The 7,712-nt window shown below is 40.7% G+C and carries 2 protein-coding genes; both read left to right on the forward strand.

The annotated features are described in order from the left end of the window. The first annotated feature begins 101 nt into the window (after nt 1–101). Complete coding sequence (locus tag MM236_RS15650; protein WP_241275933.1) at nt 102–644, forward strand: phage tail protein; 543 nt, start codon at nt 102–104, stop codon at nt 642–644. Between the two features lie 81 nt (nt 645–725). After that, a partial coding sequence (locus MM236_RS15655; RefSeq protein ID WP_241275934.1) for an Ig-like domain-containing protein occupies nt 726–7,712 on the forward strand: 6,987 nt, incomplete at its 3' end.

Raw genomic sequence — 7,712 nt, forward strand, 5'->3', positions numbered from 1 at the left:
TTTCGATCTTTATCTTATTGAAAAATAGGTGTTTATACGTATTTATTCTCTGAATTAAAATAGCTTTCTTAGTTGACTATTTTACATTAAACACAAAAAAAATGGAACCACTAATTGGACAAATTATGATGTTTGCGGGAAATTTTGCACCCCGCGGATGGGCCTTCTGTGAGGGGCAGCTTCTACCGATTTCTTCAAACACTGCTTTATTCTCTATCCTAGGAACGATCTACGGTGGAGATGGCAGAACCACATTTGCATTGCCTGATTTGAGAGGTAGAGCACCTATTCATAAAGGACAGGGGCCAGGTCTCTCCAATATATCATTGGGTGAAGTTGGTGGGACAGAACAGGTGTCTTTGACAGTTCTAAATATGCCAGCACATAGCCATGGAATGAATGCAAGTTCCGACGCAGGTACAAGCACTAGTCCTTCAGGAAATGTACCTGCAGCAGCTCAATTTCAAGAAAGTCGTCAAAGTCCGATTACCAACGTGAATTCCTATAATAATAGCCCAAATACCAAGATGGCTCCAAATGCAGTAAGCGCCGAAGGAGGTAATATGCCTTTTTTCAACCGCAACCCATTTTTGGCAATGAATTACATAATAGCATTACAAGGGATTTACCCAAGCAGAGATTGATCATTCGTCCTTTGGAGCAAACCCGTTCCGAAGGACTTTTTGCTTTACAGAAAATTCTTTTTAGTTAGAAATTACCCTACTATGAAAAAAAATCTACTTACCTATTTAATCTTTATTGCTTTTTTTGCAGCATTCCTTCCCCAGAAGGCAACTGGACAAATTACTACAATTGATTTCGAAAATCCACCTAGTATTGGAGCAATACAATCAATCTCAATTGGTGGATTTACATTTGCATCTGATTTGACAAATGGTTTTAATATAGGTTTTTTTAATAATCTCGGAGAAGGAGGAACATGGGGATTAGGTGATAATAACATTCCTGTTGGAGGTTTAAAAGAATGGAAAATCAGTAAAAATGATGAAGCTGAATTTCAATTCAGAAGTGTTTATATTAAAGATAGGGGTTTTGGAGCAATTAATTACGGAGAAATTCAAGGTTTTAAGAATGGAATTGCTGTAGGGGCTAAAAAGTCAATTCAGTTTGATGGGGTTAAAGATTTCGTTGCTGATCCTGATTTTTATGAGGTGGATGAAATCGTAATTTCAGGGCAAGACATTAATGTGATTCTGGACAATTTCACATTTGGAACTGTTTTCGAAGATGGAGTAAATATTCCTACAGAAGTATCTTCTATCATTCTAAATGCTGCTCCGTTATCCAATGTCTCTTCAGTAACTTTTTCAGTTAATTTCAGCAAACCTGCATTCAATGTCAGTGTAGATGATTTTCAGTTAACACGTATCGGCTCTGCAAATGGTACGATTGCTTCTGTCACTGGTTCAGGCACTGCATATACAGTGACTGTGAATAATATTACAGGAGATGGAAGTTTAAGGCTTGATCTAAGGTCTGGCACAAACATTAGCAATGTCAATGGAAATACAGGAACCCCTGCATTTACATCAGGCCAATCTCATTTCGTTAGTCCTTGTTTGATTGAAACTTTTGAGGATGAAACAATCGGAAGCAAAATATTTACAACTGGGACAAATTCATTTACCATCACAGGTGATTTGGAAGTCTACAGAGGCTCACCTTTAAATGTAGGAATAGGTGGTTCTAGAAATGTTTTAAAGAATACTGGGAGCGGTACCTACACCATTTCTTCGGTTGATGATAAGTTGATTTTTTTAAATACCATAGGTTTTTATCTCTCCTCCTTTGCTGATGGAAATGCACCAACAGGAAGTGGAATCTTGACTTTAAGAGGCCTTAGGAATGGAGATGCTGTTTTTTCTAATGAAAAAAACAGTGGGTTTGAAACAGGAACGACTAACAATGGATATACCATTGTGGATTTTGCAACAGAAGGTGGTACAGGTTTATCAACTATTGGTATTGATCAGTTGGAAATAGAAATAGGTGGAGGATTTGTGTATTTGAATATTGATAATTTTGGTTTTTGTTCAGATACAGAAGCTCCTTCAGGCTATAGTGTGTCGATTGATCAGGATCCTATTAATTTGAATAATCAGAATAATGTAAACTTTACCTTTGCCAATGCTGAAATCGGTACTAGATACAATTATACTTTCTCAAGTTCTGGAGGAGGTACTAATGTGACAGGCTCCGGAAATGTGACGAGTATAGATCAAACAATCACCGGCATTAATTTATCAGGGCTAGCTGAAGGAACTATTACCCTAAATGTAACTCTGACTGATATACCTGGTAATGTAGGAGACGTTGAAAGTGATACGGTTACAAAATCATTAAACCCAATTCTTGACGGTGGAAGGCGAATTGATTACCGTGAAAATGACCCTCCAATTAGCTTCTCAAGTGGAGGAACACTACTCGTTTTGACAAATGGAGTGAACATTAATCAGGCTGCCATCACTTTCCTCGATAAAATAGACGGTGATGTCTTAGCTGTGGGTGACACTGGTCCTTATGCTGTTTCGACAGATGGTGATGTGATCACGTTTTCAGGTACAGGAACGGCTGCACAAATGAGTGCCGCATTGAATTCCATTACCTATGTACACAATGGAGCTGATCCTGATCGAGCAGGTTCTGATCAAACAAGGGCGGTAGAAATTTTTGTGGTGGATGCTTCAGGAAGATTTTCCCCAACCATAAGAATAGATATTGGTATAGAGAGTATAAATGATGCTCCAACGATGGTTTCATTGCCGTCAGAAGTGACAGTTACGGAAAACGCAGCCAGTACGCTGGATTTGTCAGCAGCCACATTTAGTGATATCGATGCTGGTACATTCCCTATTTCGCTCACCTTACAAGTCAATACGGGGATTTTGCAAGCCATTTCTGGAAGTGGAGTGGTCATTGGCGGATCCGGGACAACGAGTATGACTTTGACAGGTTCACAGTTTGCTATTGATGAATACCTGAATACCCCTTCAAACATTCAGTATACAGGTGCTGTGGGAATTAGGGGAAATAATGCTGCATTGCTTACCGTTTTTGCAAATGATGGTGGAAATACTGGGACAGGCGGAGGAACTTCTGTTGAGTTGGGGACGGTGAATATTGACATTGTTGAAGCAAACAATGTTCCTACCGTTGACAATCCTATTGAAGATCAGGAAGCCATACAAGATGTGCTTTTTGACTTTGCCTTTGCGGCAAATACCTTTGAAGATGTAGATGGGGATGATTTAATATACTCTGCGCAATTATCAGGTGGTGGAGTATTGCCAGCTTGGCTAACATTTGATGGTGAAAACCGAAGATTCAGTGGTACACCTTCTAATTCAGATGTGGGTATCTTAAGTGTAGAATTGGTTGCTGACGACGAAAATGGAGGTGTCGTTAGCACAACATTTGACATTGTTGTTGCCAATGTAAATGACGAGCCTACGCTTGCTAATCCTATTGTAGATCAGAACGCCATTGAGAATCAGCTTTTTACTTTTAGATTCGCTGACAATACATTCAATGATATTGATGTAGGAGATGTTTTGACTTATTCTGCTCAATTAACGGGGGGAGATCCCTTACCAACTTGGCTTACTTTTGATGGAAGTGAGCAAACTTTTTCTGGTACACCAGGGAATAATGATGTCGAAACTCTTAGTATCGAAGTTATTGCAAGTGATGGGGAGTATACAATATCCGCCTCATTTGACCTAACCATACAGGGTGTCAATGATGCGCCAGTCATCTTTGCGCCATTTTCAATTTCCATTTTTGAAGACGAGCCAGAAGGCCTGACGGGCATAAGTTTTACCGATATAGATGCGGGTTCAGCAGATGTTTTGGTTACTTTAGAAGTAAATAGTGGAACCTTAGCTGCAAGATCAGGTGATGGGGTGATAGTAGGAGGGAACTCAACAAGCTTGACCCTGACTGGAAGTGTGGATGATATCAACAGCTTTTTAGCCAACGAGGAATTGACCTTTACCACCAGCCTAAATAGTACTGAGAATGTAACTTTATCAATAGTAATAGACGATCAAGGAAATACTGGTTCTGGAGGAGCTCAATCAGACAATGCCACAGTCAGCTTGGTAGTAACTGCCGTAAACGATGCCCCAGTCAATACCGTCCCAGGCACCCAAAGCGTAGCTCAAAATGAAACGCTCACCTTTAGTGCTGACAACGGGAATCAAATCTCAGTATCGGATGTAGATTTGGGATCAAATTCAATTGAGATCACGATCAATGCTTCAAATGGACTAATTTCTTTGGCTAATACTAATGGTCTAATTTTCACTCAAGGTTCTGGAACCAATGATGGGATAATGAATTTTACAGGGACTTTGGTAAATGTCAACAATGCCTTAGATGGAATGATTTTCACTCCATTCTCAGGCTTATCAGGCACAGGAAGTTTGGGAATCACCAGCAATGACCAAGGGTTCTCAGGATCAGGAGGTGCTCAATCTGATACAGATGTGATTTCAATTACCATCAATCCGATCAACCCCGTTGTAACCAGTGTGTCCAGTAGTACTGCCAATGGGTCTTATAAGGTTGGAGACCAAATATTAATTCAAGTAATTTTTGACCAGCCAGTGGATGTCAATACTGCAGAAGGTTTACCGACATTGATTCTTGAAACTGGCGGTGTGGATCGTGCATCAAGTTATGTCGATGGATCAGGAAGTACAATATTGAATTTTATTTATACCATTCAGTTAGGCGATTTTTCAGCTGATTTGGATTATTTAGGAATATATGCTTTCAATTTGAATGGTGCTATAATTGAAAATGGTAACAATATTTCTGCAGAGTTGGCTCTTCCTGCTCCTGGAACTGCCAATTCCCTTTCAGGTCAGAAAAATATAGTTGTTGATGGGATTGTGCCTGTGGTTTCCTCAGTTTCTGTTCCTCCAAATGGTATTTATTCCTTAGGCCAAAATCTGGATTTTTTGGTGAACTTTTCCGAAGCTGTGATAGTAAACGGCAGTCCTCAATTTAGCCTTATAGTAGGATCAACAAGCAGGCAGGCCAATTATTCATCCGGCTCCGGTACTAGCGCCTTGTTCTTCAGCTACATTGTCCAAAGTGGAGACCTTGATCTGAATGGAATCGTTGCACAAACGCTGTCTCTTAATAGTGGGACACTGAGGGATGCTGCAGGTAATGATGCCAATTTAGCCCTGAACGGTATCGGAAGTACCAGCCAAGTTTTGGTTGATGGGGTACAGCCGACAGTTGTTAGTTTGAATTTAAATAACACTTCCCTCACTATAGGCCAAACCTCAACGCTTACAGTAGTGTTTAGCGAAAGAATTTCGAGCCTTGAAACAGCTGATTTCTCGGTTCAAAACGGTAACCTTTCCAGTTTGTCATCTTCTGATGGCGGACTTACTTGGACAGCTACCCTGACTCCTAATTCAGGAATAGAGGCTGGAACTAATATTATCACGCTAGATAATCTAGGATATACTGATCTGGCTGGAAATTCAGGAACAGGAACAACAGATTCCAACAACTTTGCAGTAGATACTCAGCGTCCTACAGCCACCGTCACGGTCTCAGATACCCAACTGATTGTTGGAGAGACGACCTTAGTTACAGTTGTTTTTAGTGAAGCAATTTCCGAATTGAATCTGGAGGATTTTAGTGTAGCCAATGGAAGCTTGAGTGCTTTGAGTTCGTTGGATGGTGGAATTACCTGGACAGCAATTCTTACTCCAGAATTGAATGTGAAAGTTCCGAATAATATAATCCAGCTTGACAACACAGGCTATCAGGATTTAGCTGGCAATTCAGGATTGGGAACAACTAATTCCAATAGTTATTCAGTAGATACTGTCAACCCTTTTGGATATTCTGTTTCCATTATTCCAGAACTTGTCAATAGTGTAAACCAGAATGATTTCAGTTTTAACCTCCTTGACGGAGAAATAGGAGCTACTTATTCATTTACAATCACTAGCAGTGCAGGTGGTAATGTCGTATTGGGCAATGGAACGATAAGTTCTTCCAATCAACAAATTGGAGGTATAGATGTTTCAGGACTTCCCGATGGAGAATTAACCCTGACTGTCACCCTAATAAATGGTTCAGGCAATGAGGGGGCACCAGTAAACGATACAACTGAAAAACGCTTGCCATCAGAATTGACAATACGTGTTGTTCAGAATGCAGATGAAAATGGGGTTAATGGTCTATTTGAAATTGTCACCGACAATATCTTTGGAGCGATCACTATGTTGGAACTTGAAATTGGAGGCACTGCCACACCAGGAGAGGACTATACTCCAATACCAATAGGTATTCTTTTTCCAGGCAACACGACCTCGGTATTGATCCCCATAGAAGTAATTGATGATCTGGATGTAGAAGGGGATGAAACAGTCACTATAAGATTGGTAAGAACTGACAATTCTCTGGTCACCATAGGAGAGCCTAGTCAGGCCACCTTGACGATAGCAGACAATGATGTGCCAAGGCAATTGACGATCACCCCAGATGTCAATCAGCAAAAAGTATATGGGGATAATGATCCGACAAGCTTTAGTTACACAGCCAGCGGATTTGATTCTGGTGATGATGAAACCATTATCCAAGGGTCACTTACCCGGCAGGTAGGAGAAGATGTAGGCACCTATTCATATACATTAGGGAATCTGCATGCAGGTTCGAATTATGAATTGATATTTAATCCAGGAGTCTTTACGATTACTCCAGCGACCCTGTCGATCGAAGTAGATGACTTGGAAAAATTATATGGAGCCGAAGAGGCTGACTACAGTTATACTGCTTCGGGCTTTAGAAGAGATGATTCGGCAGCAATCCTTGAAGGAACAATAGGCAGAAGCGGAGGAGAGGATGTGGGAACTTATCAGTTTAACCTTGGAACGCTTAGTGCAGGAGCCAATTACAACCTGCTGTTGATCAGTAATCCTTTGAGGATTACTCCTGCACCATTAACAATCACAGCAGACGATAAGCAGAAAACCTTTAGCCAAGCTAATCCAACCTTGACCTTTTCCTATGCAGGCTTAGTCAATGGAGACACCCAAGTAGCAGACGAACCAATCATCGCCACAACCGCAACTGAAGCATCTCCGGTAGGAAACTATCAGATTACACTAAGTGGTGGTTCAGATCCAAACTATTCAATCTCTATATTTAATGGGACGCTGATTGTTAATCCTGCTGATATTTCAGGAATTGGGTTTGATGATGCAAGTTTTGTCTTTGACGGAACAGGAAAATCCTTAGAAATCACTGGAACACTTCCGGCAGGAACATCGGTAGCTTATGCTGATAATTCAAGAACAAATGTAGGAACACAGCAAGCAACAGCTACGATCACAGGCTCGAATTTCCAGACTTTGGTATTGACAGCTGATTTGGAAATCACAGCGGCTGAGATCACAGGAATCACTTTCGATGATGCAAGTTTTGTCTTTGACGGATCGGAAAAATCCATAGAAATCACTGGAACACTTCCAGCAGGAACATCGGTATCTTATGCTGATAATTCAAGAACAAACGTAGGAACACAAGAAGCGATAGCTACGATCACAGGCTCGAATTTCCAGACTTTGGTATTGACAGCTGATTTGGAAATCACAGCGGCTGAGATCACAGGAATCACTTTCGATGATGCAAGTTTTGTCTTTGACGGATCGGAAAAATCC

The organism is Belliella calami (assembly GCF_022549695.1).
Taxonomy (GTDB): domain Bacteria; phylum Bacteroidota; class Bacteroidia; order Cytophagales; family Cyclobacteriaceae; genus Belliella; species Belliella calami.